This window comes from Rhodococcus sp. NPDC003382, from assembly GCF_053589135.1.
The window spans coordinates 1-25,544 of sequence record NZ_JBSFRH010000060.1 but is presented as its reverse complement, the minus strand read 5'-3'; the positions used below and the strand labels follow the sequence as shown (position 1 = coordinate 25,544).

23 protein-coding genes and 2 tRNA genes are annotated in these 25,544 nt (G+C 67.4%); 12 read left to right on the top strand and 13 right to left on the bottom strand.

Annotation, left to right across the window (positions count from 1 at the left end):
• Together ACWDUD_RS27365 and ACWDUD_RS27360 are read right to left on the bottom strand one after the other, a co-directional pair.
• A tRNA-Ser gene (locus ACWDUD_RS27365) sits at positions 1 to 92 on the bottom strand.
• A gap of 76 nt (positions 93 to 168) precedes the next feature.
• A complete protein-coding gene (locus tag ACWDUD_RS27360; RefSeq protein WP_450111353.1) occupies positions 169 to 879 on the bottom strand; it encodes a dienelactone hydrolase family protein in 711 nt (236 codons plus the stop codon).
• A 62-nt stretch (positions 880 to 941) separates the two neighbouring features.
• Here ACWDUD_RS27360 and hisC point away from each other — a divergent pair, with 62 nt between their 5' ends.
• Positions 942 to 2,021 (top strand): histidinol-phosphate transaminase, encoded by a 1,080-nt coding sequence (gene hisC / locus ACWDUD_RS27355; RefSeq protein ID WP_197251808.1) that lies wholly within the window; start codon positions 942 to 944, stop codon positions 2,019 to 2,021.
• Positions 2,022 to 2,127: 106 nt separating this feature from the next.
• Positions 2,128 to 3,813, top strand: coding sequence for a bifunctional metallophosphatase/5'-nucleotidase (locus tag ACWDUD_RS27350; RefSeq protein ID WP_197251807.1), 1,686 nt, complete (start codon positions 2,128 to 2,130; stop codon positions 3,811 to 3,813).
• On the opposite strand, the gene ACWDUD_RS27345 is transcribed toward ACWDUD_RS27350, so the two are convergent.
• A complete protein-coding gene (locus ACWDUD_RS27345; protein ID WP_450111352.1) occupies positions 3,800 to 4,792 on the bottom strand; it encodes an alpha/beta hydrolase in 993 nt (330 codons plus the stop codon). The two genes, ACWDUD_RS27350 and ACWDUD_RS27345, sit on opposite strands and share 14 nt — an antisense overlap.
• Before the next feature lie 219 nt (positions 4,793 to 5,011).
• Here ACWDUD_RS27345 and ACWDUD_RS27340 point away from each other — a divergent pair, with 219 nt between their 5' ends.
• Complete coding sequence (locus tag ACWDUD_RS27340; RefSeq protein ID WP_450111351.1) at positions 5,012 to 5,791, top strand: enoyl-CoA hydratase/isomerase family protein; 780 nt, start codon at positions 5,012 to 5,014, stop codon at positions 5,789 to 5,791.
• Between the two features lie 144 nt (positions 5,792 to 5,935).
• Here ACWDUD_RS27340 and ACWDUD_RS27335 read toward each other — a convergent pair.
• A tRNA-Ser gene (locus ACWDUD_RS27335) sits at positions 5,936 to 6,023 on the bottom strand.
• Between the two features lie 25 nt (positions 6,024 to 6,048).
• The gene (locus tag ACWDUD_RS27330) at positions 6,049 to 6,453 is read right to left on the bottom strand and encodes a MarR family winged helix-turn-helix transcriptional regulator (RefSeq protein ID WP_420752094.1); all 405 of its coding nucleotides are present in this window, start codon (positions 6,451 to 6,453) and stop codon (positions 6,049 to 6,051) included.
• Between the two features lie 186 nt (positions 6,454 to 6,639).
• Here ACWDUD_RS27330 and ACWDUD_RS27325 point away from each other — a divergent pair, with 186 nt between their 5' ends.
• Positions 6,640 to 7,623 carry an NAD(P)H-quinone oxidoreductase gene (locus ACWDUD_RS27325; RefSeq protein ID WP_450111350.1) on the top strand — a complete coding sequence of 328 codons (984 nt, stop codon included), beginning with the start codon at positions 6,640 to 6,642 and terminating at the stop codon, positions 7,621 to 7,623.
• Between the two features lie 12 nt (positions 7,624 to 7,635).
• On the opposite strand, the gene ACWDUD_RS27320 is transcribed toward ACWDUD_RS27325, so the two are convergent.
• Positions 7,636 to 8,841 (bottom strand): cysteine desulfurase-like protein, encoded by a 1,206-nt coding sequence (locus ACWDUD_RS27320; RefSeq protein ID WP_450111349.1) that lies wholly within the window; start codon positions 8,839 to 8,841, stop codon positions 7,636 to 7,638.
• A 155-nt stretch (positions 8,842 to 8,996) separates the two neighbouring features.
• Between ACWDUD_RS27320 and ACWDUD_RS27315 the strand changes: the two genes are divergently transcribed.
• From ACWDUD_RS27315 to ACWDUD_RS27300, 4 genes are all read left to right on the top strand, one after another.
• Positions 8,997 to 9,566 (top strand): bacterial proteasome activator family protein, encoded by a 570-nt coding sequence (locus tag ACWDUD_RS27315; RefSeq protein WP_197251803.1) that lies wholly within the window; start codon positions 8,997 to 8,999, stop codon positions 9,564 to 9,566.
• Between the two features lie 78 nt (positions 9,567 to 9,644).
• Positions 9,645 to 10,502, top strand: a complete 858-nt coding sequence (gene wzt / locus ACWDUD_RS27310) for a galactan export ABC transporter ATP-binding subunit Wzt/RfbE (protein WP_197251813.1) — start codon at positions 9,645 to 9,647, stop codon at positions 10,500 to 10,502.
• A complete protein-coding gene (glfT1, locus tag ACWDUD_RS27305; RefSeq protein WP_197251802.1) occupies positions 10,495 to 11,391 on the top strand; it encodes a galactofuranosyltransferase GlfT1 in 897 nt (298 codons plus the stop codon). The genes wzt and glfT1 overlap by 8 nt, the downstream gene beginning before the upstream one ends.
• A gap of 243 nt (positions 11,392 to 11,634) precedes the next feature.
• Entirely contained in the window at positions 11,635 to 13,416 is a 1,782-nt protein-coding gene (locus ACWDUD_RS27300) for an AMP-dependent synthetase/ligase (protein ID WP_450111348.1), read from the top strand.
• Positions 13,417 to 13,488: 72 nt separating this feature from the next.
• On the opposite strand, the gene ACWDUD_RS27295 is transcribed toward ACWDUD_RS27300, so the two are convergent.
• The gene (locus ACWDUD_RS27295; protein ID WP_450111347.1) at positions 13,489 to 15,963 is read right to left on the bottom strand and encodes a response regulator; all 2,475 of its coding nucleotides are present in this window, start codon (positions 15,961 to 15,963) and stop codon (positions 13,489 to 13,491) included.
• Between the two features lie 156 nt (positions 15,964 to 16,119).
• A complete protein-coding gene (locus ACWDUD_RS27290; protein ID WP_450111346.1) occupies positions 16,120 to 16,629 on the bottom strand; it encodes a hypothetical protein in 510 nt (169 codons plus the stop codon).
• A 313-nt stretch (positions 16,630 to 16,942) separates the two neighbouring features.
• On the opposite strand from ACWDUD_RS27290, the gene ACWDUD_RS27285 reads away from it, so the two are divergent.
• The 3 genes from ACWDUD_RS27285 (at position 16,943) to ACWDUD_RS27275 (ending at position 18,449) form a co-directional block, all read left to right on the top strand.
• Positions 16,943 to 17,377 carry a helix-turn-helix domain-containing protein gene (locus tag ACWDUD_RS27285; RefSeq protein WP_420751524.1) on the top strand — a complete coding sequence of 145 codons (435 nt, stop codon included), beginning with the start codon at positions 16,943 to 16,945 and terminating at the stop codon, positions 17,375 to 17,377.
• A gap of 1 nt (position 17,378) precedes the next feature.
• Positions 17,379 to 17,930, top strand: a complete 552-nt coding sequence (locus tag ACWDUD_RS27280; protein WP_420751525.1) for a PIN domain-containing protein — start codon at positions 17,379 to 17,381, stop codon at positions 17,928 to 17,930.
• Positions 17,931 to 18,191: 261 nt separating this feature from the next.
• Entirely contained in the window at positions 18,192 to 18,449 is a 258-nt protein-coding gene (locus tag ACWDUD_RS27275; protein WP_420751526.1) for a three-helix bundle dimerization domain-containing protein, read from the top strand.
• A 521-nt stretch (positions 18,450 to 18,970) separates the two neighbouring features.
• Here the strand turns inward: ACWDUD_RS27275 and ACWDUD_RS27270 are convergent.
• From ACWDUD_RS27270 to ACWDUD_RS27250, 5 genes are all read right to left on the bottom strand, one after another.
• A complete protein-coding gene (locus tag ACWDUD_RS27270) occupies positions 18,971 to 19,363 on the bottom strand; it encodes a DUF7144 family membrane protein (protein WP_420751527.1) in 393 nt (130 codons plus the stop codon).
• A gap of 259 nt (positions 19,364 to 19,622) precedes the next feature.
• Positions 19,623 to 20,969, bottom strand: coding sequence for a dipeptidase (locus ACWDUD_RS27265; protein ID WP_420751528.1), 1,347 nt, complete (start codon positions 20,967 to 20,969; stop codon positions 19,623 to 19,625).
• A 3-nt stretch (positions 20,970 to 20,972) separates the two neighbouring features.
• Complete coding sequence (locus ACWDUD_RS27260) at positions 20,973 to 21,419, bottom strand: flagellar basal body-associated FliL family protein (RefSeq protein WP_248673803.1); 447 nt, start codon at positions 21,417 to 21,419, stop codon at positions 20,973 to 20,975.
• A complete protein-coding gene (locus ACWDUD_RS27255; RefSeq protein WP_450111345.1) occupies positions 21,416 to 22,870 on the bottom strand; it encodes an APC family permease in 1,455 nt (484 codons plus the stop codon). The genes ACWDUD_RS27260 and ACWDUD_RS27255 overlap by 4 nt, the downstream gene beginning before the upstream one ends.
• A 75-nt stretch (positions 22,871 to 22,945) precedes the next feature.
• The gene (locus ACWDUD_RS27250; RefSeq protein WP_450111344.1) at positions 22,946 to 23,098 is read right to left on the bottom strand and encodes a hypothetical protein; all 153 of its coding nucleotides are present in this window, start codon (positions 23,096 to 23,098) and stop codon (positions 22,946 to 22,948) included.
• Between the two features lie 326 nt (positions 23,099 to 23,424).
• Between ACWDUD_RS27250 and ACWDUD_RS27245 the strand changes: the two genes are divergently transcribed.
• Entirely contained in the window at positions 23,425 to 24,765 is a 1,341-nt protein-coding gene (locus ACWDUD_RS27245) for an APC family permease (RefSeq protein ID WP_248673805.1), read from the top strand.
• Positions 24,766 to 25,544 lie beyond the last annotated feature (779 nt).

Sequence of the window (25,544 nt, the reverse complement as noted above, 5' to 3'; positions counted from 1 at the left end):
TGGCGGAGGCGAGAGGATTTGAACCTCCGGTCCCCTGTAAGGGGGACAACTCATTAGCAGTGAGTCCCATTCGGCCGCTCTGGCACGCCTCCTCGGGGGGTTTCGATTCTCTCGAACCGCCGGACCGAAACATTACACATGCTCCCCCAGTAAATGCAAAACGCCTGGTCAGCGCATATGTGCGTCGAACCAGTCGAAGATCCTGCGTCGCGCGTCGACGATCGCCGCCTCCCGCGGATCCGTCTCCGGATCGACCGTCGCGTGCTCGACCGGAGGCTCGTCCGGGCGATGCGCCAGCCCCGGATAGCCGACCACGAGCGTCGGCGCATCCGCACCGGCCGCGGCGTCCTGCAACCGCTCGACGTCGGCGGGCGGCGTGCCCGGATCGTCCTCCCCGTACAGCCCGAGCCAGGGCGCCTGCAGCGACCCGACGATCGACAACAGCGCCGGCGCGTCCGGATGCACCGGCGTCGCGATGCCGCGCGCGGCGACACTCACCACCGCACCCACCCGGCGTTGGGTGGCCACGACGAGCGCGGCGACACCGGCATCGTCGAATCCGATCAGCCCGATCATGTCGGGCGACACACCTCGGCCCGCGATCCACTCGAAGGCGGCATCGACGTCGGCGAACAGGGCGTCGCCGAACACCTCCACCGCGGAGTGCGCCGGCTCGCGATGGAACAGGTGCGGTGCGACGACGAGCCAGCGTTCCCCCGCCAGCGCGTCCATGAACTGCAGCAATGCCGGTGAGAACACCCGCGACTCGTGCAGCAGCACGATCGCGCCGCGCGCTGCACCGTCCGGCCGGATCACCGTCAGCGGGACCTGCCCCGCGTCCCCCGGCAGCGAAGCCGAAACGGTGCTGATGACCTGCATACCGTCAACGATCGCACGACCACCGCGTGTGTGCACGGGATCGCCGAGCGCATAATCGCGTGGTGACTCCACGTACTCGTCCCGACCTTGCCGCTATCCCCGCCTACGTGCCCGGACGGAGTTTTCCGGGGGCGATCAAGCTGGCCAGCAACGAGACGACCGCCGGTCCTCTGCCGAGCGTGCGGGAGGCCATCGCCGAGGCGACGACGACCCTGAACCGGTATCCGGACAACTCGTCGGCGGCGCTGATCGGCGCGCTGTCCGCGCGGCTCGGCGTCGGTCCCGAGCGCATCGCCGTCGGATGCGGGTCGGTGAGCCTGTGCCAGGAACTCGTGCAGATCGCGTGCAATGCCGGTGACGAGGTCGTCTACTCGTGGCGCTCGTTCGAGGCGTACCCGGTGGTCGCGGCGGTGGCGGGCGCGACCGCGGTGCCGGTGCCGAACACCGCCGAGCACGGGCACGACCTGCCGGCGATGCTGGCCGCGATCACCGACCGCACCCGCCTGGTCTTCATCTGCAATCCGAACAATCCGACGGGTTCGCTGCTCAGCCGCGACGAGCTCGTCAAATTCCTGGACGAGGTGCCGTCGCACGTCCTGGTGGCGCTGGACGAGGCGTACTTCGAATACGTGCGTCCCGCGCCCGGCGAGGACCTGCCCGACGGGCTGACCCTCGTGGAGGGCCGCCCGAACGTCGTCGTGCTGCGGACGTTCTCGAAGGCCTACGGGCTCGCCGGGTTGCGCGTCGGATATGCCGTCGCCGATCCCGAGATCATCACCGCGCTCGGCAAGGTGCACACGCCGTTCGCGGTGAATTCGCTGGCCCAGAGTGCGGCGATCGCGTCGCTCGCTGCGGCGAGGGAACTCCTCGACCGGACCGAACAGGTCGTCGCCGAACGCACCCGGATGTTCGACGCACTGACCGCGGCCGGCTACCCGGTGCCGCCGAGCGCCGCGAACTTCCTGTGGCTGCCCCTCGGCGAGCATTCGCCGGCGTTCTCCGAGGCCAGCGCCGAGGCGGGCGTCCTGATCCGGCACTACGGCACCGACGGTGCCCGCGTGACGATCGGCGACCCGCACGAGAACGACGCATTCCTCGCGTTCGCGACCGGCCCGGGTCGCGCATACGCAGGTCTCGAATAGCTCCGACTCCCACCCGAACGAGACCCAACCGTTACCTGCAGGTGCCAGGGGTGTGATCCGACGTTGACACACTCACCAAGCACGACGGCGGACGCGGAGGATGTGGATGGGTGGTCGCGTATCGCGTCGTCGGGGGGTGTCCTTGGCCTTGGCGACCGCGGTCCTGTGGGCGGCGGCCGGCCTGGGTCCGGCGGTCGCCCGGCCCCCCGAGGTCGTCCCGCTGCGCCTGATCGCGTTCGGTGACCTGCACGGCAACCTCCTGCCCCCGCAGGGTTCCCGCAGCAAGGTCGTCCGGTCCGACGGTGAGTCCGTGCCGGCCGGGGGTGCCGCCTACCTCGCCGCGTACGTCCGGCAATTGCGCAGCCAGGCCGAGAACTCGGTGCTGTATTCGGTGGGTGATGCGTGGGGTTCGTCCCCGCTCGAATCGGCGATGTTCCACGAGGAGCCGACCGTCGAACTGCTCAACGCGCTGGACGTGAACGCCCTGGCCCTGGGCAACCACGAGTTCGACCACGGCGTGGCGGAGTTGCAGCGCCTGCGCGACGGTGGCTGCCATCCCGAGGGATGCCGCTACGTCTCCCCGTTCGAGGGCGCGCAGTTCCCGTTCCTCGGCGCGAATCTGTCCACGGCGGACGGCTCTCCCGCGGCGCTGCCGTTCAGCGTCGACTACATCGACGGTGTGCCGGTCGGTGTCATCGGGGTGCTCCCCCGCAACACCCCGGACGTGATCAGCGCCGAGTCCATCGAAGGCCTGCAGTTCGGGGACGAGGTCGAGGCCGCCGACCGTACCGCCGACATCCTCGACGCGCTGGGCGTCCGGTCGATCGTGCTGCTCTACAAGGGTGATCTGCCGGTGCCTTCCGGCCACGACACGTGCGATCCGGAATCCGGTCCGGCCGCGGCCGTCGCCACCCGGGTCTCACCGAAGATCGACGTCATCGTCACCTCCGACGGCGAGAGCCACTTCAACTGCAGTTTCCTCGATCCCCTCGGCAAGCCGCGCACGGTCGTGCAGGGCGCCTCCCACGGGCGCATCCTCTCGGTCGCCGATCTGACCATCGACCGCGAGAGTCGCGACGTGATCCGCGACCGCACCGTCTCGTTCAACCAGGTCGTCACGCACGACATCGCCCCCGACCCGCGGACGAAGGAATTCGTCGACAGGGCCGTCGACCAGTCCGCCTCGGTCGCCGGGCGGTCCGTCGGGACCATCACCGCCGACCTCACCCGGGAGAAGACCGTCGGCGGCGAATCGACCCTCGGCGACGTCATCGCCGACGCGCAGCTCGCCGCGGCCGAATCGGCGGGCGCGCAGATCGCGCTGACCAACCCGGACGGCATGCGCGCGGATCTGACCCACGCCGACGACGGCGTCGTCACCTTCGGCGAAACCTACGCGGTGCAGCCGTTCGGGAACCGCCTGCTGCAGCTCGAGGTCACCGGCGCGCAGCTCGTCGCCATCCTCGAGCAGCAGTTCCAGACCGACGTGTTCGGGCGGTCGTTCGAGCGGATTCTCTCGCCGTCGCACACGCTGCGCTACACCATCGACCGGGCGGCGGAGCAGGGTCGGCGGATCCAGGACGTGACGGTCGCGGGACAGCCGCTGGACCCCGCCGCGACGTACGTCGTCGTTGTCAACGACTTCCTGGCCGCGGGCGGTGACGGTTTCACCGCGTTCACCGAGGGTCGCCGCACGACCGGCGCAGGCGCCGACCTCGACGCGCTGAACGGGTATCTGTCGGCGCACGGTCCGGTCTCGCCGCCGCCGACCGATCGCATCAGCGTTCGCTGAGCCCGAGCGCGCGGGCCAGCGTCGGCCACGCCGACCGCAGGTCGTCCTGCCAGTACGGCCACGTGTGGGTGCCCCACGGCCGGTACTCGACGGTCGCGGGAATGCGCAGTTCCCGCAGCCGGCGGTCGAAGGTGATCGTGCAGGCGAACGCGCCGGCTTCGAGCGGGGCACCGACGGTCAGCACGTCGCTGTCCGCGCCCAAGTCGTAGGGGCCGAGCAGCCCGTTGCCGGTGCTGATGTAGATGTCCTTGCCGCGCAATGCTTCCGCGTTCGTGTACGGGTCGTGTTCCTTCCACGCCGGGTCGCCGGGCGCGCCCCACATGTTGTCGGGGTTCCCGCCCTTGTAGGCGACGGTGCCGCGCACCGAGTCCCGGGCGGAATCACGCGAGATGTCCAGGCAGCCACTGAGTGCCGCGACGCCCTCGTACAGGTCGGGATGGCGGGTTATCAGGGACATCGCGCCCGTCGCGCCCATCGACAGTCCGCCGATCGCATCGACGCCGTTGCCGGAGAACTCGGCGTCGACGATCGGTGGAAGTTCCTGCGTCAGAAAGGTTTCCCACCGGTTGGTGCCGAGCACCGGATCCGGGTTGCGCCAGTCCGTGTAGTAGCTGGCGGTGCCGCCGACGGGAAGGACGACGTTGACGTTCTTGTCGGCGAAGAAGTCGACGATGTCCGTCTTCTGCGTCCAGGTGCTCTCGCGGTAGTCCGATTCGGAGCCGGCGCTGACGCCGTCGAGCAGGTACAGCGTCGGCCGCGGTCCCTGCCCCGACGGATGCAGCACCTGAACCTGCACGATGCGGTTCATCGACGGGGAGTACACGAACAGGGCGGATCGGCGGTCGGTGAGGTGCTCCACGTGGTCCACCCGGGCGGTCGGCACCGGATCCGCCGATGCCGGCGTCGCGCCGAGCAACGGCAGCAGAACCGCAAAGACGAAAGCGGCGATCGTCCCCTTGTACGTACCTCGTTTGTGCATCGATCTCCCCTGGTCCCCCGACGGCCCCCGGTCCGCCCACCCAACCCTCCACGGCTTACCGGGGTCAAGCACCTCGCAGGGTGTGGCGAGCCGTTTCGATCGGTTCGGAGGGTGGCCCGGAATCGCACTTACCCCCCGTATCGCGGTGTTACACAGGCCTCGGGAGCACCGTGTCGGATATCCCGTTCTCATTTGACGAGAACTGGATATGCTGCACTCATGGGAGACGACTTGGGAGCCGGCGGCCTGCGCTTCGAACGCGAGGGCGCGATCGGCTGGTGCATCATCGATCGGCCGGCAGCGCGCAACGCCTTCACCCCGGCGATGTATTACGGGCTCAAACGAGCGGTCCGGCTCGTCAACTCCGATCCGGACCTGGCCGCGCTCATCATCACGGGCGTCGACGACGTCTTCGCACCGGGCGGCGACCTGGGCGGCCGCGCCGAACCCGGCGACAACCTGCCCGACGGCATCGGGCACGACATCCTGCCGTTCCTCACCATTCGCGACAGCCGCGCGCCCGTCATCTCCGCCGTCAACGGCATCTGCCAGGCGGGCGGTCTGCTGGTCGCGATGATGTCCGACATCGCCGTGGCCAGCGACCGCGCGACCTTCCGCGTACCCGAACTGCTCCGCGGCATCCCCGACGCGACCTTCGCGGCCGCGCTGCCCGCGCACGTCGGCGTCGCGGTCGCGCGGGACCTGATGCTCTCGGCGCGTCGGTTCGACGCCGCCGAGGCCCAGCGTCTGGGCGTCATCTCCCGCGTCGTGCCGCACGAGAACCTCCGGGAGGCTGCATTGCAGGCGGCTCGCGAAATCCTGCAGACCTCCCCCATCGCACGTGCCCAGGTCAAGCGCATGCTCAACGAGCGCTACGGACTCTTCGACTACGAAACGATGCTCGGCGCGCTCGAGACCTCACCCGAACCCCGGGAAGGGATGCGGGCGTTCATGGAGAAGCGGAACCCGAACTGGATTCCGGAGAACCTGCCCGGCTGACGAGCGCCCCTCGTTGTCCGAGCGAGTGGTACACCCGTCTCCTTCAATCGACTGAGCGTGCCGCTCGCTCGGAAAAACGAGGGGTGACGCGACCCCGGCCGAACCAACAAGAAACCCCTCACCTGCGACAGGTGAGGGGCTTCGTGGCGGAAGCGGAGGGATTTGAACCCCCGTTGGTGTTACCCAAGCTCGCTTTCAAGGCGAGTGCATTCGGCCGCTCTGCCACGCTTCCGTGGCAAATCCTAACCATAGGGTGATCACCTGTCGCCGACGGCCGCCGCGACCTTGGTGAATATCTGGGCCAGGGTCTTGATCTGAGACTTGCTGAGCAGGTCGATCAGATTGCGGCGGACGCTCGCGACATGGGTGGGCGCGGCCTCGGTGAGGCGGGCACGTCCCTCGTCGGTGAGGGCGGCCAGCACCCCGCGACCGTCCTCGGCGCAGGCGCAGCGCAACACCAGGCCCTCGTCCTCCATGCGGCGGATCTGGTGAGTGAGGCGGCTGCGGGACGAGAGCACGCCGTCGGCGAGGTCGCTCATGCGCAGCCGTCCGTCCGGGGCTTCCGACAGCAGGACCAGGATGCGGTATTCGGCGAGGGTGAGGCCGTGGGCTTCCTGCAGGTCACGGTTGAGAACATCCATGAGCCGGTAGTTGCCGTCCATATAGGTTCGCCAGGCGTGCTGTTCCTCGGCGGTCAACCAGTTCGGCTCGTCGTGTTCGGCGCTCACGCGGGAATTGTAGTCAGCACCCCCAACTTTCCCGACCGGTAGGTCTGTTTTGCGCAACACATGCACGCAGTACCCGACATCTCCGGCGAACAGGAACGACGACGCGATAGTTTCGAACGCATGCGCGCAATCGTTGTCACCGAACCCGGCGGGCCCGAGGTCCTCCGATGGGACGAGCAGCCCGATCCGGTCGCCGGTCCGGGTGAAGTCCTCATCGACGTCGCCGCGACCGCCGTCAACCGTGCCGACCTGCTGCAGCGTCGCGGCCTGTATCCACCGCCGCGCGGCGCCAGCAACATCCTCGGCCTCGAGTGCTCCGGTGTGATCGCCGAACTCGGCGAGGGCGTGACGGACTGGAACATCGGCGACCGGGTCTGCGCACTGCTGTCCGGCGGCGGCTACGCCGAGCAGGTCGCGGTCCCGGCGTCGCAGCTGCTGCCGGTGCCCGACGGCATGGATCTCGCGGCCGCCGCGTCGCTGCCCGAGGTCGCGTGCACGGTGTGGTCGAACGTGGTCATGGCCGCCGGGCTCGAACGCGGCGAGGTGTTCCTCGTGCACGGCGGCGGCGGGGGCATCGGCACCCACGCCATCCAGGTCGCGAAGGCACTCGGCGCGAAGGTCGCGACCACCGCGTCGGCGGGCAAGCTCGACCGGTGCCGCGAGCTGGGCGCCGATCTGGCGATCGACTACCGCACCCAGGATTTCGTCGAGGAGGTGCGCGCGACCTTCGGTGGCGCCGACGTCGTCCTCGACAACATGGGCGCGAAGTACCTGCCCCGCAACATCGACGTGCTCGCGCCCGACGGGCGGCTCGTCGTGATCGGCATGCAGGGCGGATCGAAGGGTGAACTGAACCTCGGTCAGCTTCTCGCCAAGCGCGGGCACGTCCTCGCGACGGGTCTGCGCGGACGCCCCGACACCGGGAAGTCCGGGAAGGCCGAGATCGTCGCCTCGGTCCGCGAGAACCTGTGGCCGCTGATCGCCGAGGGGAAGGTGCACGCCGTCGTGCACGCCGAACTGCCGATCACCGAGGCCGCCGCGGCACACGAGATGCTCGACGCATCCGACACCGTCGGCAAGGTGGTGCTCACGATCAACCGGTGAAGCGGCCCGGTCTCACTCCGTCATCGCGCGCAACTCGCGGACGAGCTGGTCGATCTCGTAGCGCGTGGTGTACGGGGCGAGGCCGATGCTCACGGCACCGCCCTCTTCGCCGACGCCCAGCGAATCGAGCAGCCGGCTGGCGCCGCGTCCGGTGGTGACGGTCGCGATGCGCCGGTCGGCGAGGTGCGCCGCGACCTTCTCGGCCGGTAGACCCGGGATCGTGAAGCTCAGCGTCGGCACGCGGCTCTCGGCGCGACCGATCACCATCACACCGGGCAGGTTGTCGAGCTGCCGGGTCAGCCGGTCGAACAGCCGGTCCTGGTAGTCCTGCATCGAACTGATCGACGTGATGAGCTTTTCGCGGCGGGTGCCGGTCGCTTCGTCGTCCAGGGACGCGAGGAAGTCGACGGACGTGACGAGCCCGGCGAGCAGCGCGTACTGGTGGCCGCCGACCTCGAGCCGCTCCGGGCCGCGGGCGTTCGGGTCGAGCGACATCGACGGAATCCGGTCGAGCTGCGAGGGATCACGGAAGACCAGCGCACCGATCTGCGGTCCGCCCCACGCCGACGCGTTGACGGTGAGGATGTCCGCGCTCAGATCGTCCATGTCGATGTGCGCGTACGGGGCTGCGCCCGCGGCATCGACGACCATCAGGCCCCCGACCTCGTGGACGCGGTCGGCGACGACCCGCACGTCCGGGGCCGAACCGACGATCGACGACGCGGCGGTCAGCGCGACCAGCCGGGTGGTCGACGTGATGAGCTCCTCGAACTGCCAGCTGGGCAGATCGCAGGTTTCGATGTCCACCTCGGCCCAGCGGACCTGCGCACCGTACCGGCTGGCGACCCGCAGCCAGGGTGCGATGTTCGCCTCGTCGTCCAGCCGCGACAGCACCATCCCGGTGCCCAGACCGAGCCGTGAGCTCAGCGCCTCGGCGAGCCACGCCAGGAGCACGGCACGGTCGGAACCGAGCACCACGCCGGCGGGCTCACCGCCGACGAGATCGGCGATCGCCTCCCGCGCCGCCTGCAGCATCGACCCGCTGCGGCGGGAGGACATGTGCCTGCCCGACGAGGACGCGGTGGAATTCCGGAACGCCGTAGACACCGTGCGGGAGACCGCGTCGGGGATCTGCATGCCGGCCTGCGGATCGAAATGGGTCCACCCGTCGCCGAGCGAGGGAATCAACCCCCGGATCCGGGCAACGTCGTAAGCCATGCGTGACACTCTAAATCCCGCTGTCAATGAAGTGACGTCCGCGCCCGGACGAACGTGACGGGGAGTACGCGACGACCGGCCGGGGAACAGCGGACATTCCGCACCTCATCAGGGGTGGGGCGACACCGCGGCCGCCGAGGAGACAAGATGGAGGTATGACGCATCCGGAGAACGAGCCCGTCCTTGTGATCGGTCCCGACGGTCGGCCGGTCGCGGTCCCCAAGCCCGGCACCAACGGTGACACGGCCGCGAAGACCGAGGAGAGCGACGCCGAATCCCTCACCGACATGGTCGAACAGCCCGCCAAGGTCATGCGGATCGGCACCATGATCAAGCAACTGCTCGAGGAGGTCCGGGCGGCTCCCCTCGACGATGCGAGCCGCACCCGCCTGAAGGAGATCCACAAGTCGTCCATCAGCGAACTCGAGCAGGGCCTCGCTCCCGAACTGCGGGAGGAGCTCGAACGCCTGGCATTGCCGTTCGGTGAGGACGCGGTGCCGTCCGACGCGGAACTGCGCATCGCGCAGGCTCAGCTCGTCGGCTGGCTCGAGGGGCTCTTCCATGGCATCCAGACCGCCTTGTTCGCGCAGCAGATGGCGGCGCGGGCGCAGCTCGAGCAGATGCGCCAGGGCGCACTGCCGCCCGGGCTGGGCGGAAACCCCCACAATCCCGAGGAACGCCAGCAGCACAACCCCGGCAGCCCGGGCACCGGGCAGTACCTGTAGTCCCCTTCGGGGTCCGGGCCGGGCGTGCTCTCGGGCGCGCCCGGTACCCTCGGAACCCGTGTCAGTCTCTGGAGCAGCATCGTGAGCCGGGTCAGCATCGAAACGCGCAATGCGTGCGTCGACTTCCCGATCTTCGACGCCAAGACCCGCTCGCTGAAGAAGGCGTTCCTGGGTAAGGCAGGCGGAGCGATCGGCCGAAACGACTCGGACGTCGTCGTGGTCGAGGCACTGCGCGACATCACGATGTCGCTGAAGGAAGGCGACCGCGTCGGGCTCGTCGGACACAACGGCGCCGGCAAGTCCACGCTGCTGCGATTGCTGTCCGGGATCTACGAACCGACCCGTGGTGCCGCCCGCGTCCGCGGTCGCGTGGCCCCGGTCTTCGATCTGGGCGTCGGCATGGACCCGGAGATCTCCGGGTACGAGAACATCCTGATCCGCGGCATGTTCCTGGGCATGACCCGCAAGCAGATGCTGCAGAAGGTCGACGACATCGCGGAGTTCACCGAGCTCGGTGACTACCTGTCGATGCCGCTGCGCACCTACTCCACCGGCATGCGGGTGCGCGTCGCCCTCGGTGTGGTGACCAGCATCGACCCGGAGATCCTGCTGCTCGACGAAGGCATCGGCGCGGTCGACGCCGAGTTCATGAAGAAGGCCCGCGTCCGGCTGCAGGAACTCGTCGCGCGCTCCGGCATCCTCGTGTTCGCGAGCCATTCCAACGAATTCCTCGCTCAGCTGTGCGACCAGGCGATGTGGATCGACCACGGCCGGATCCGCGAGCAGGGCGGCATCGAAGAGGTCGTGCGCGCCTACGAGGGCAACGACGCCGGCGACCACGTGCGCACGATCATCGAAGAACTCGAACGCGAACGCGCGGAACGGAACGGTGTCGTGTCCAACGGCACAGCGGCGACGGGTGCCGCCGGTGCCTGACAGCCCGGAACGGATCATCGGGGTCGTCGTCACCCACAAGCGTCGCGAACTGCTCGGCGATTCGCTGAAGGTGCTGGCGTCGCAGACCCGGCCGCTCGACCATCTGATCGTCGTCGACAACGCCGACGAGAACGAGGTGCGCCTGCTCGTCGAATCCGCGCCTCTGCCGACCACCTACATCGGGTCCAAGCACAATCTCGGCGGTGCGGGTGGGTTCGCCCTCGGCATCCTGCACGCGCTCGCGCTCGGCGCGGACCGGGTGTGGCTCGCCGACGACGACGGCCGCCCCGACGGCCCCGAGGTGCTCGAGACCCTCCTGGCGTGCGCGCATCGGCACGGCCTGGCTGAGGTGTCTCCGGTGGTGTGCGACATCGCCGACCCCGATCGGCTCGCGTTTCCGCTGCGTCGCGGCGTGGTGTGGCGACGTCGGCGCAGCGAACTCGGCGACGAGGATCTGCTGCCCGGCATCGCGTCGCTGTTCAACGGTGCCCTGTTCACCGCCGCGGCGATCGACGCGGTGGGCGTGCCGGATCTGCGGCTGTTCGTGCGCGGCGACGAGGTCGAGGTGCATCGCCGGCTGGTGCGGTCGGGCCTGCCCTTCGGCACGTGCCTGCAGACCGCCTACCTGCATCCGGACGGGGCGGACGAGTTCAAGCCGATCCTCGGTGGCCGCATGCACACGCAGTATCCGGACAACGAGACGAAGCGCTTCTTCACCTACCGCAACCGCGGCTACCTGCTGTCGCAGCCGGGCATGCGCAGGCTGCTGCCGCAGGAATGGGTGCGGTTCGGCTGGTATTTCCTGGTCACCCGACGCGACCCGGCGGGTCTGCGCGAGTGGATGCGGCTGCGCAAGCTGGGCCGCGAGGAACAGTTCGACCGGCCCTGATGCGGCGACCGGCAGGTCTCGCCTGCCGGTCCGCTGATTCCGGACATTCGCGCTGCCGGGTGTCCTCCCCCTTTTCGCGGCACCGCTGCCGCATTCGTGTGACTTGTGCCACAATGCCCATTCTGGGTAATCTGCCGCCGCAAGCCACGCCCGCGCCGCCCGGCGCAGTGGCGTCTCACAATCCGATTACATGCGTGCGCAGTCCGTTTTATGCTCTTCGTCACAATCTTCTGGGGGACAGCGATGACAACTCGTACGACCGCACCGACCACTCTTTGTCAGGCGTTCCAGGCGACCGCCGCGAAATATCCCGACCGGGTTGCCCTGCGCACCCCGGACGACTCCGTCACCTACACCTGGAAGGCTTACGCCGACAAGGTCCGCACGCTCACCGCAGGTCTCGCCGGGCTCGGCGTGAAACCGGGCGACACCGTCGGCCTGATGCTGACCAACCGGCCCGAGTTCCATCTCGTCGACACCGCCGCCATGCACGCGGGGGCCGCCGCGTTCTCGATCTACAACTCGCTCACCGCCGAACAGATCACCTACGTGCTCGGCAACGCCGGCAACAAGGTGATGATCTGCGAGGAGCAGTTCGTCCCGGTCCTGCAGAAGGCCATCCCCGGCACCGCCGTCGAAAAGCTGGTGTGCGTCGACGGGCACCCGGAGGGGACCATCACGCTCGACGAACTCGAGGCCGCCGCCGATCCGTCGTTCGACTTCGACGCGACCTGGCAGGCGGTGGAGCCGTCGGACCTGCTGACCCTGATCTACACCTCCGGCACCACCGGTCCGCCGAAGGGCGTCGAGCTGACCCACGCCAACCTCATCGCGGAGATCGAGGCGACCGCCCCGATCCTCAACCCCGGCCCGGACGACCGGCTCGTGTCGTATCTGCCGGACGCGCACATCGCCAACCGGTGGGGAGCGCACTACACGTCCATCCACACGGGCATGCAGATCACCACGCTCGACGACCTCAAGCAGGCCATCGCGGTCCTGCCGACCGTTCGCCCGACGATGTTCGGCGCGGTGCCGCAGGTCTGGTACAAGCTCAAGGCGGCGATCGACAAGACCCTCGCCGACGAGCCGAGCCCGGTGAAGAAGAAGCTCGCGTTGTGGTCCATCGACGTCGGCCGCAAGCGTGCGCGGCTGATGTCGGACGGCAAGCCGGTACCCAAGGTGCTCGAGCTCCAGCACGCGCTCGCCGACAAGCTCGTGCTCTCCGCGATCCGCAAGAAGCTCGGCCTCGACCAGGTGCGCGCCGCCGTCACCGGTGCCGCCGCGATCTCCCCCGAGGTCCTGGAATTCGTCCTGGCCCTGGGGATCCCGTGCTCCGAGGTGTGGGGCATGTCGGAGACGTCGGCCGTGGTGACACTCAACCGGCCGGACGCCATCCGCATCGGCACCGTCGGGCAGCCCGTGGACGGCGTGGAGATCAAGATCGCGGAGGACGGCGAGCTCCTCGTCCGCGGGCCGCTGCTGATGAAGGGCTACCGGAACGACCCGGAGAAGACCGCCGAAACCATCGATGCCGCCGGCTGGCTGCACACCGGTGACATCGCCGAGATCGACGCCGACGGCTACGTGAAGCTGATCGACCGCAAGAAGGAACTGATCGTCAACGCGGCCGGTAAGAACATGTCGCCCACCAACATCGAAGGTGCGCTGCGGGCCGCGTGCCCGATGCTCGGCGGCGCCGTCGCGATCGGCAACGACCGCCCCTACAACGTCGCGCTGCTCGCACTCGACCCGGATGCGCTCGCCGCGTTCGCGGCCGAACACGGTCTGACGGGAGCACACGAGGAACTCGTGCAGAATCCGCTCGTCGTCGAAGCGGTCGACAAGGCCGTGCAGGTCGCGAACTCGAAGCTGGCCCGTGTCGAACAGATCAAGAAGTACAAGCTGCTGCCGAACATCTGGGAACCATCCGGTGACGAGCTGACCCCGACGATGAAGCTCAAGCGCAAGCCGATCGACGCGAAGTACGCCGAGGAGATCGACAAATTGTACGAGAAGAACTGAGACACAGTATGTTCCGTGTGGATTCGTGTCCGCCCGGCGGCCACGGATCCACACGGAACGGAGTCGTCCCGATCAGCCCCCTTCGCGCACCGACGAGGTGTGGGCCTCGACGATCTCCTGTGCGATCACGCGCAGCTTGACGTTGCGATGCTGCGAGAAGGCCACGAGTTTCTCGAAGGCGGTATCCGCGTCGCACCGGAACGTCGCCATGATCAGACCCACCGCCTCGCTCAGCATGGTTCGGCTCTCCAAAGCCGAACGCAGCTGGCCTGATTCGCGTTCCTTCATCGCGATGATCTCTTCCCGCAAACGGGACAGTTCCAGATTCACCCGCACCCGGGCGATCAGCTCGTCGGGCTCGAACGGCTTCGTGATGTAGTCGTCGGCGCCGTCCTGCAGACCACCGACCGCCGCCGAGGTTCCGGCGCGCGCGGTCAACAGAATCACCGGCAGCCGGGCGGTGGCGGGATCGTTACGCAACTGCTTCAGCAACGCGAGTCCGTCGAGGCCGGGCAACATGACGTCGCTGAGAACGAGGTCCGGCGGCGAATCCTGAATGCGCTGCAGCGCGATTCCCGCGTCGGCCACTGTCTCGACGTGCCAATCCTGTCCGCGCAGCAATTTCCTCAGGTAGTTCCGCAGGTCCGCATTGTCGTCGATCACCAGGATTCGGGGCCGGTCACCGGCGGTTTCCGCCGCGCCGGCTTCGATCGGCTCGTCCATCCACTGCGAACTCTCGGCGAGATAAGCCTCACCCAGAGCGGCAGGAACATCATCTGCTGCAACAGGTTTCGCGTTGCGCACGACGCGCTGCACCGAGACCGTGAACGTGCTCCCGGTGCCGGCCTCGCTCGTCACCGCGACCGTCCCGCCGAGTGCCTGCACCCAGTCCGACACCAGCGACAAGCCCAGGCCCACGCCTTCACCGCTGCGACCGGCCGTGCCCTCCACCCGGTGGAATCGTTCGAAGACCCGGGTCGCCTCGTCGGGAGGTATCCCCACCCCGGTGTCCGTCACCGACAGCACCAACCGGTCGCCGTCGACGCGCAACTCGACGGTGATCGACCCCGCGAGCGTGTACTTGACGGCATTGGACAGCAGGTTGAACACGATGTGCGACCAGATCTCCGGGTCGAGATCGATCGCCTCTGCAGCCGCATCGTCGATCCGGGTCACCAGAGTCAGCCCGGCGGTGCGCGCGATCGACTCGTAGAGCTCGGCACACGCCGCGGTCAGCGCCGCCGCGTCGGTGGGCCGCAGACGCGGACGCACCTGATAGGACTCGGCGCGGGTCGCTTCCAGCAGAACGTCGACGAGTCGCTGCAAGCGCCCCACTGCGCGCCGCGCGATCTCGAGGGATCGCTGCTGCTCGGCGGTGAGGGCGGCAGCGTCGTCGAGGAGGCTCTGCAGCGGCCCGAGGAGCAGTACCAGCGGGGTGCGGAACTCGTGACTGACCGTCTCCAGGAAACGGGTCTTGGCCCTGCCGACCTCGGCGAGTGCGTCGGCGCGGCGACGTTCGGCATCGAAGGCGATGCTGTCGCGCAGCAGACCCGAGATTCTGGCGGCGATCAGCTGGACGAGGGTGGCGTAGTTGTCGTCGTACGCCAGGTTGGGGTTCAGCCCGACCGCCAGCACGCCGATCGCGGTGGCGCGGCCGGGGACGGTCAGCGGTAGCAGCACCACCGTGTCGAGCGGTTGCGCGCCGAGCAGGCGTGTGGGGTCGACGACGCCGGGCGAGCGTTCGGCGACACCGGTGACGACGAGCGGTTCGCGGCTCCTCGCTACCTCGTCGAGGACCCGCTGGACATCGGGCCCGAGAAGCCGGTCGACGTCGCCGATCGTCCCGAGGTCGGCGACCCGATCCCAGGCGTGCGGTGCGGCCCGATCGGGGTGCTCGGTACGCGTGTCGAGGTAGACCGCCGCGACGGGAACGTCGGCCCCGCTCGGGGCGACCGCCGCCAGTGCCTTTTCGCAGATGTCGACGACAGAATGGCCTGTATCCGTGATCGCGACCGTTCCGAGTCGGCTGATCGCCTCGCTGCGACGATCACCGAGCACCGCGGCGGTGGTGTCGGCGGTGGCGACGAACACCCCCGCCACGGCTCCGGTGTCGTCGAAGATCGGGCTGTAGGAGAACGTCCAGTACGACTCCTCGACGAATCCGTGGCGCTGCAGGAACAGCCGTTCGTTCTCGGTGAAGGTGGCCCGGCCGGCCCACGCTTCCTCGGCGAGGGAGCCGACCGCGTCCCAGATCTCCCGCCAGCAGTCCGCGCCCCGCTGCCCGACCGCAGCGGGGTACTTGTCGCCGAGGATGGGGACGAACGCGTCGTTGAAGATCTGGATCAGTTCCGGCCCCCACCACACCAGCATCGGCACTTCCGACGGCAGCACGGTGTTCACCGCCATCCGCAGTTCCATCGGCCAGGTCTCCACCGGCCCGAGTGCGGTCGCCGACCAATCGGTGTTCCGGTGCCGCTCGCGGGCGTCGCCCGGGCCGGCGAACAGCCGTTCGGCCGTCCAGCCGGACGATGGGAGCTCCGCTTCCAACGTTGAACTCCTCCGCTTGTCCTGCCTGCGGGAGCCTTCGCATTTTCCCATCGAGGCCGCGCTCGGGCCACCGGAACGCACAAGTGCGCGTCCTCTGGAAGCGTCGTCCACCTGCCACGCCAGCTGCTGGTCCTCGTAGCCTGGGGTCATCGCCGGTCACTGATCCCGCGGGTAGACGCGGGTGGCCCGGAACGAATATCCGTCCTGCTGCGCAAGTTCCCAGCCGAACTCGACCGTCGCCCCTACGCTCAGGGCACGGAACCCGGTTCCCTCGATGGTGCTCCAGTACACCCAGCAACCGCCCGGGGTGTCGGGAGAGTCCAACACTCCCCACCCCAGCTCGCCGTGCCATTCCCGAACCGTCCCCACCGTCTGTCCCATGGTGACGGTGATGCTTCCCCCGCCGGGCACAGGTTGATCATCGGGATGCCTGCCCAGGGCGGCATCCCTCGCAAAGTCCTCGTCGCGTTCCGGCTTTCCATCCTCGATCACAGGTTCCTCGACCGAGGGATCGTAGTCGGAAGGCACGTTGTCGTACGTGGACATGGCGGTTTGCTGCTCCTCGCTCGGGTAGTTGTCCGTGTCGTCGACGACGAGAGTGAGCGCTGCTACGACCGCTGCAAGCACACAAGCCCCGCCCACCATGTGTGTGAATCTCAGAGTCACGCTGCCTCCTCTCCGACAATGCCGTGAGCGTAGCGGTGACCGAGATGGTCGACAGGCTCCTCGGAAGCGGCCAGCGCCGCATGGCCGTTCCGGGCGCTCGTCACCGCCTCCATGTTGTTTCTGGAAGAACCCGATCCCCGGTCGATCGGTGTGCTGCTTGGCGATCGTCAAACAGCACACCCACGAAACCGAACCCGAACCCGAGCACAGCGGGCCGGGCAGATTTCCACCACGGCGGGCTTGCGACTCGAACACCGCCCACTTTTGCGTTTGTTTCGTTTGCTGCGTATATTTCGCTTGGAGGAGGTGGGGTATGTCCGCGATCGAACATCCGAGTGCCGTGGAGCAGGAACAGGCACGGCAGGCGCTGAACGCTCTTCGGGACGTGAAACCGAGTGCCGACACGTTCGATGTCACCGTCGCCGGCACGTCGGAGTCCGTGCACCTGCCGAGTTCCGCCCTGGAGTTGATCAAAGACGTCTTGGCGAACATGGCAGCCGGCCAGGGCGTGACCGTGGTCCCTGCGCATGCAGAGCTCACCACCCAGCAGGCCGCCGAGCTGCTCAATGTGTCGCGCCCGCACGTGATCAAACTCCTCGACCAGGGCCTCATCCGGTACCGGCTGGTGGGCCGGCATCGCCGGATCCTGGCATCCTCGCTCCTCGAGTACCGACGCACCCAGCAGGGCGATGCGCGGCGGGCCGCGGACGATCTCGCTGCCCTGTCCGAAGACCTCGGACTCTACTGACGTGACCTTCACCGTCCTCTACGACGCGAACGTGCTGTACCCGAACGTGCTTCGCGACGTGCTGATTCGCATGGCCCAGACCGGGCTGGTGCACGCCCGGTGGACCGACCGGATTCTCGACGAGACGTTCCGCAATCTCGCCGCCGACCGACCGGACATCCCCACCGAAACCCTGGCCAGGCTGCGGGAGCTGATGAACCGAGCCGTCCCGGACTGCCGGGTCACCGGGTACGAAGCACTCATCCCGGCCCTGAGGCTGCCAGACGAGGACGATCGGCATGTACTCGCCGCGGCGATCCGCTGCGGAGCGCAGGTGATCGTCACCGCGAACCTGCGCGACTTCCCCGATACCGAACTTGCCCAGTTCGGCATCGAGGCCCTGCACCCGGACGAGTTCGTCATGGACCTGTTCACGCTCGACGGGGCGCGGGTGCACCAGGCGATCAGCGCTACTGCCGCAGCGTGGCGTAACCCGCCCGGCACGCCGGCCGACGTATGCGACCGCCTCGCCGCGGCGGGCTTACCGATCTCCGCCGCGGCGTTGCGCCGCTGAGGCTCACGATGCGCGCCCGCGACCGGATGGTTCCGAAGGTTGTTCTCGTACTGATGTTTTGACACGGCAGAGTCAGAATCAACTTGCGAGACACCTTGGACTGGCATGTCGATCCATTACGGACGGGCGGCGTGGGCCGTCTCGATACCAAGGAAGTCCCGATCCGCGGGCCCGGTTCACCGTGACCGCCCGGGCATCGCCCGGGCGGTCACGGTGAACGAAACCGTGTGCACCACAACCCCGTGGTGACAGACTGGACCGATGGACGGTACCACCGAGGACCAGGCCATCGTCCGTGTGCTCGACAACCTGCGTAGTCAGTTCCCCGGAATCCCGTCCGAGCACATCGAGGCCCTCGTCGCCGAGATCCATGCCCGGTACATCGACTGCAGAATCCGAGACTTCGTCCCGCTGTTCGTCGAGCGTCACGCTCGCGCGCAATTGCATGCAGGCTCCGGCGGTTCGGCCATCCGGTCGAGCGCCGACCCCGCGCCGCCGACGGTCGCGCAGGGACGCTGACGGTCGACCGACGCCGACCGCCGGTGGCCGGGAAAGTCACCGGCACCCCCTGGCAACGACGAGTTCCGGTTCGGGAGGAGCGCGGCAGTCCCGCACCCCTCCTGCATCCCCTCGGAATTCACCGGTCCCCGCACCGCCCGGGCACGCATCTGCTGTTTCGCTGCGCTGACAGCCGGTCGGCGGCACGGCCGTCCGGCATGCGACAGACGAGGACACACCGGTCCCCGGACTTTCTGCCGGAGCCGGCGACGATGCCGGCAAGTGCGGTCGGCGGGAGCGCCGGACGTGCCCCGGGTGACGAGCAATACCGTCGGTCGGCCGGCGGGGGGTGGGAGGAAGACAACGTACGGACCTTGACGCATGATGTGCGGTGCGGTGGTGGCCGCTGCCGGGGGCGACCGGAACCTCGTCGAGGAGTCGTTCGAGGCCGTCGAGCGTATCGGCGTGGAGCAACAACTGCCCCGGTCCCGATTCCCGGTAGTGCGCATCGGACAAGCGGGTTACCGGGTGGAGTCTTCGACTCAGCGGTAGTCGGCGCGCGGCTGCCAGGTCGAGATCGCCCAGATCACCACCACGTCGAGCGCGATGATCGCCATCGCCCACCCCGGGTAGTACGGCAGCCACATGAAGTTCGCCAGGATCGACAACGCCGCGATGACGATCGCCGCCACCCGCGCCCAGGTGACGCCGGTGATCAAGGCGATGCCCACGACCACCATGACCACACCGAGGACGATGTGGATCCATCCCCACGTTGTGAAGTCGAACTTGAACGTGTACTCCTGGCCCTGGACGAGCAGTTCGTCCTCGGCCACCGCGGCAAGTCCCTGGAAGAACTGCAGGACACCGATCGTAACCATGATGACTGCGGCCCCGACCGAGGTTCCCGCGGCGATCCCCTGTTTGACGGACATGCTTTCCTGATCGGTACGCGCATGCTGTGACACAGTTCGTCTCCCTTTGCCAACGGACGCGACGAGGCAAGTGTGCGCCGAATCATGCCTCTATCGCAGGAACTTCGGCTCATTGGCGGTAGCAGAATCGTCGCGCCGCACCTGCTCACAACGAGCACTCGGACACGACGACGAGAAGTACCGCTGCCCCTGCGGTTCCTTCTACGCACCGTGCTGGACCAGCGATACCTCGAAACCTGATCGTTCCCTTTCCTTCGTCTCACGGATGGATGCTCGCGTAGTTCTGCAGGAATTGGGCTTCGACCGCCGACATCGCCGCGATCTCGGCGGGATCGACGCTTTCGTTGGGGGCATGGATCAGGGCCCGTGGTTCTTCGACGCCCATCAAGATGATCTCGGCGTCGGGGTATGTGTCGGCGAGGACGTTGCACAACGGGATGGATCCGCCTTGTCCCAGCATGACCATGGGCCGACCGTAGGCCTGCTGCATGGCTGCCGCGAGGGCCTGATAGGCGGGTCCGTCGGTGCGGGCCCGGAACGGCGATCCGGAGGCTTCCACCTCGATCTCGACGGCGACTCCCCACGGGGCGGCGGCACGCAAATGGTCGATGAGGGCCTTCTGTGCCTGTGGGGCTTCGAGTCCGGGGGGTATCCGCAGGTTCAGGCGGGCGCGGGCCCGCGGCGCGATCGCCGCCGCCGAGCCGACCACCGGCGGGCAGTCGATGCCGAGGATGGTCAGGGCCGGACGCGCCCAGAGCATGTCGGAGACGGTGCCGTCGCCGAGCACGGATTCGGTGTCGAGCATGCCGGCGTCGGTGCGGAACTGTTCCGGTGGGTAGCGCTCGCCGGCCCAGGTCTGGTTGTTGTCCAGACCGTGGATAGTGGTGTTGCCCTTGGCATCTCGCAGGGTTGCCAGCATGGCGACCAGAGCGGCAAGGGCGTCCGGGGCGGCCCCACCGAACATGCCGGAGTGCAGCTCGGAGGTGAGCGCTTCGACGGTGACGACGACGTTGACCATTCCGCGCAGGCTGACGGTGGCGGCGGGTCTTCCCACGTCGGCATTGCCGGTGTCGCACACGAGGATCGCGTCGGCGCGCAGGAGATCTGCGTTGTCCTGGACGAACGCTTCCAGGCCGCCGGTGCCTTGCTCCTCCGACCCCTCGACCACGAGTTTGAGGTGCACGGGGAGTTCACCGCCGAGAGCTCGCAGCGCGGTCAGGTGAACGAGGATGTTGCCTTTGCAGTCGGCGGTTCCGCGTCCGTACCAGCGCCCGTTCTTCTCGGTGAGCTGGAACGGTGGTGTGTCCCAGGCGGTGTCGTCGAGCGGGGGTTGGACATCGTAGTGGGCGTAGAGCAGCACGGTCGGGGCCTGCGGGTTCGAGCATCGCCTCGTCCCGACCACGGCGTGACTTCCGTCGGCGGTTTCTTCCAGGCGGGCATCTGCGAAGCCTTGTCGGTCGAATTTCTGCCGTACCCATTCCGCCGCACGGTGACATTCTTCGGGAGGATATCGGCGGGGATCGGCCACCGATTGCATCGCGACGAGTTCGGTCAGTTCTTCCTTCACCTGCGGCATCAGATCGCTGATGCGCTCGGTCAGATCCATCGGTTACTCCCCTGCCACATCGCTGGTCTCGAGGTCGTCCACGAACTGCTGGAACTCGGGTAGTTTTTCGGGGCAGTAGATCTCGATGATCAGCAGTTCTCCTTGAACGACCCGATCGTCCACGATGACCGGTCGGGTGCCCGGTCCGCCGGCTCCGTTGACCATCTGGGACAGCAAGGTGGCGCGGGTCAACGGAGCATCGGGATTGGCGCAGACGGCCCCGCCGTCTTCGCCGAGCACCCTGACGATCTGGTCGCGCGAGGGGGTGCGGGCGCCGGCCTGGTCCAGGGCGGCGATGAGCTGGTCGGCCTTGGCCTCGGCTTCTCGGCTCGACGAGACATAGGGAAACAGGAGCAGGGCAATGACGGTGAGGATGACGATGACAAATGCGACGACCCCGTAGATGATCATGCGGTCACGGCGATTCCATGTTTCCTCCGCGGTGGTCATGACGAGCTCTCCTCGGGTTGTTTCCACGAAGGCTTGCGGGATTTGTAGAACAGGTAGGGCACCAGCAGGCCGAGGCCGAGCGCGCCGGCGGCGACGATCAGGAAGTAGACCCCGGCGTTGCCGGAACTGAACTGCGAGGGCGGGATGAAGCCGATGAGCAGAGCAGCGAGCGAGGCGGCGAAGCCGACGCCGCAGAGCCCGACGAGCATCGGAGCCCGGTAGCCGCGGGGGTGGTCGGGAAACTTGCGGCGCAGCCGGACCGCGGCGACGAACATCAGCAGGTACATGATCAGATACACCTGGGTGGTGATCACCGAGAAGATCCAGTAGGTGCTCGACACGTCCGGGATGAACGCGTACAACAGGGCGATCACCGTGGTGACCAGACCTTGCGTGACGAGGATGTTCTGTTGCACTCCGTGCTTGTTCACCCGCTGCAGGAACGGCGGCAGGTAGCCTTCCTGCCGAGAGATCAGCAGCAGGCCCTTCGAGGGGCCCGCCAACCACGTCAGCATGCCGCCGAGAGAGGCGGCCACCAGCATGATTCCGATCACCGGGGTCAGCCATTGCCAGCCGAATTGTGCGAACACGGCGTCGAATGCCTGCATCACACCGGCGGTCAGGGACAGCTGTTCGGCGGGCACCACCCAGCTGATGGCCAGTGCGGGCAGGATGAAGATCAACAGCACCAGCCCCATCGCGAAGAACATCGCCTTCGGAAATTCCTTGGCGGGGTTGCGCAACGAGGAGACGTGAACGGCGTTCATCTCCATCCCGGAGTAGGACAGGAAGTTGTTGACGATCAACACCAGGCTGGCCAGTCCGGCCCAGGCCGGCAGCAGATGATCGGCCGTCATCGGAGCAGCCGAGGGGTTCCCCTGCCCGAGGAAGACGGCGCCCAGGATCACCAGCAGCACCCCCGGGATCAGGGTGCCGATGATCAGTCCGCCGCTGGCCAGGCCCGCAACGCCCTTGGTGCCGCGGGAGGAGATGTAGACCCCGGACCAGTAGCAGATCATGATGACCAGGGCGGTCCACACGCCGCTACTGGCCAAAGCCGGATTGATGACGTACGCGAGGGTGCTGGCCACGTATCCGAGCAGACTCGGGTAATAGAAGATCGTCATCGCGAACTGGCACCACACCGCCAGAAAGCCCATCGGCTTGGAGATCCCGAGAGCGACCCAGTTGTAGACTCCGCCCTCCCATCCGGACGCCAATTCGGCCGATACCAGCGATGTCGGGAGCAGGAACACGATCGCGGGCACCACGTACAAGAAGACGCAGGCGAGACCGTAGACGGCCATCGTCGGCGACGGCCGCAGACTGGCAACGGAACTGGTGGTCATCAACGCCAGAGCCAGCCAGGAGATCCAGGGCCCGGCCGGAACGCGGGTCCGTGCCTTCGACTCGGTGGGCGGCCGGTCGGCCGGGATGTCCGGGGCACTCATGAGATCCACCTGTGGGAGATCCGGTGCCGGGCGCTGTGAGCCCCGAGGTTGCATGTCATCCCAGTGCCTTCCTCGTCACGGCGCGATCGAGCGCCCCTGTGGTGGACCTGCGGTGTCGGTGTAGGTGCTCTGTTCCTCGGCGCCATCGGACCATTCGACGAGCGAGACCGCAGCCGCACCGTTCACGGCATCGGCATCGCCGCTCGAGTTCCGCGATATGGATTTCATCGACCACGGTCGTCCTCCCCAGGCCGCTCATCGCCGCATTTCCCGTATGCCCGCAACTACCGAATCTTGCGCCTGCTCAGCCGGACGCCGCAGCGAATTCGGGTAAATACGACCGCTGCCGGCTTCGGGACGAATGAGCGTTTCATCTCGCGGATCCGAAGATTCGGTGTCGGTGATCGACGGTCTCGCCGAACGGATCCGCCGGGATCGTGCATCGAGCACGACCCATCCCCGGAAGCGCCAGGGTGAGCACGTTCGACACCATGCAGATCTTTCGGTGGCCAAACCCGATTCCGACGGTCCTGCCGTGGGGAACTATGGACGGCATGGACGAGAAGGCTTCTCAGGTGCCCGGCGGCGGCGACGGGGAGGCCGGCGCAGGGAGAGACGATTCGGTGGCGGTGCGGTCGATGACCGTGCGCGGTGCCGCCTTCCTGGGGGTCGGCTCGATGGTCGGGGCGGGGATTTTCGCGCTCCTCGGCGAGGCCGGGGCGGTGGCCGGGTCGGCTGTGTGGGTGTCGTTCCTGCTGGCAGGAATTGTGGCCACCTTGCAGGGCTATGCGGTAGCCAAGCTCGGTGCGCGATATCCGTCCTCCGGTGGCATCGTGACTTTCCTGCTGCAGGCGTACGGTCGAGGCCACACCACCGCCATTGCCTCCTGGCTTCTCTACTTCGCCGCTCTCATCGTGACCGCGATGGTCGCCGTCTCGTTCGGCAGCTATGGTGCCGCATTGTTTTTCGACGACTCCGTCGTGTGGGGCAAGGTCCTCACCGCCGCAGTGATCGTGCTCGTGGTCGCGGTCAACATCGCCGGCGCAACCTTCATCGATCGAGTCCAGACCACGATCGTGGTGCTGCTGCTGGCCGTCTTCGCGGTCTTCATCGTGGTTACCCTCGCGGACCTCGAACCAGCCCTGCTCGCCCCCTCCACCTATCCCCCGACGGTGGACATCGTGTCGAGTGTGGCACTGACGTTCTTCGCCTACCTCGGATTCACCGTCGTCAGCTTCACCGGCGGGGACCTTCCCGACCCGCACCGCAACCTGCCCCGCGCGATGTACCTGTCGCTGGGCATCACCGTGACCCTCTACATTCTGATTTCCGTCGGAGTCTTCGGGACGCTGCCGGTGGACGAGGTCATCGCGCATGGCGAGACCGCCCTTGCCGTGGCCGCCCAACCCGCTCTCGGCGACGCCGGCTTCGCGATCATGGCCCTCGCCGCACTGCTGGCGACCTCGTCGTCGGTCAACGCCAACCTCTTTGCCGCTGCCGGATCCACCAGAAAGCTGGCCGAATCCGGCATGTTCCCACCGGTATTCGGTCGTCGAGCATGGGTCGGTGGCACCCGAGGGCTGACCATCTCAGCCGCACTGATTCTGGTTCTGGCCCTGTCCGTCGATCTGAGCGCGATCGCCTCCCTCGGCAGTGTGGTAGCCCTCGCGATCTTCCTCGTCACGTCGATCGGCGCCTTCCGGCTCCGGCGGGAGATTGCAGCGGCAACCGGCATCCTCGTCACCGGAATCGCGTTGACCGTAATCGTGCTCGTCGTATTCGTGGTGCAGACCCTGCGGACCGCCCCGCAGACGTTTGCCGCAATGGTGGCGACGCTGGGATTGGCGATCGTGCTGGAGCTGATCTGGTCCCGGATACGGGCACACCGTAAGTGATCGCAGAGACCGGGTCGCCCCCGATCCCACGCGGTCGTGGTACTCCGGCGAGCTCGTGGGTCTTCTCGTCTATGTGACAGCCATCGTCACTTCCATCGGAATCCTGCAGGGCAGCAAGGCATTCGACCTTGCCTTCCGGGCAGTGGGTATCGGCATCGTCGTGTTCGCACCCCTGATCGTCGTCCTTCTCGCTCCATCGCGAGGACAGCACCGGCATACAGCGCGTCGTCCTTGGCGCGGAAGACCCACACATCGAGGCGACCGGATCCGCTGAAGCCACGGTGGGCGAGCGTCCACACGGCAGGAGCTTTCCGTATCTCCGTCGTCCCGTCGGGGTGGTAGATCGTCGTCGATGTGAGTTGCTTGATGAAGTCGGAAGGGCGTGCCATCGCCCCAGCGTATTCGCGTTCCGACTGGGCCCCAGCCCGAACTCGACACTCGCAGGCCAGGAGTCGTCCAAACTTCGCGCACGAACGCGTGTTCGAGTTGACCGCCCCCACCTCGCGTGGGACCATCCCAAGATCATCTGAAAACAGGTCGACCCCGGTCGGTGCGGGAACACCGATCCGGGGTCTGGGCACACGACAGAAGAGAGCTGTCATGCACCGTAGGCTGGATTCTATCCACGCGCCCGATCGAGGCGCGCATCGGCGAGCGACTCCGCTCGATCCCCTGTCGACGTCCTGACACTTCCGCCCTTCGACCCCGCCGGTCGAGGGGCCACAGGCGTTTCACTTACACGGTTGTGTACGAGGGCCGTTCCGGTAACCGAGGCATGA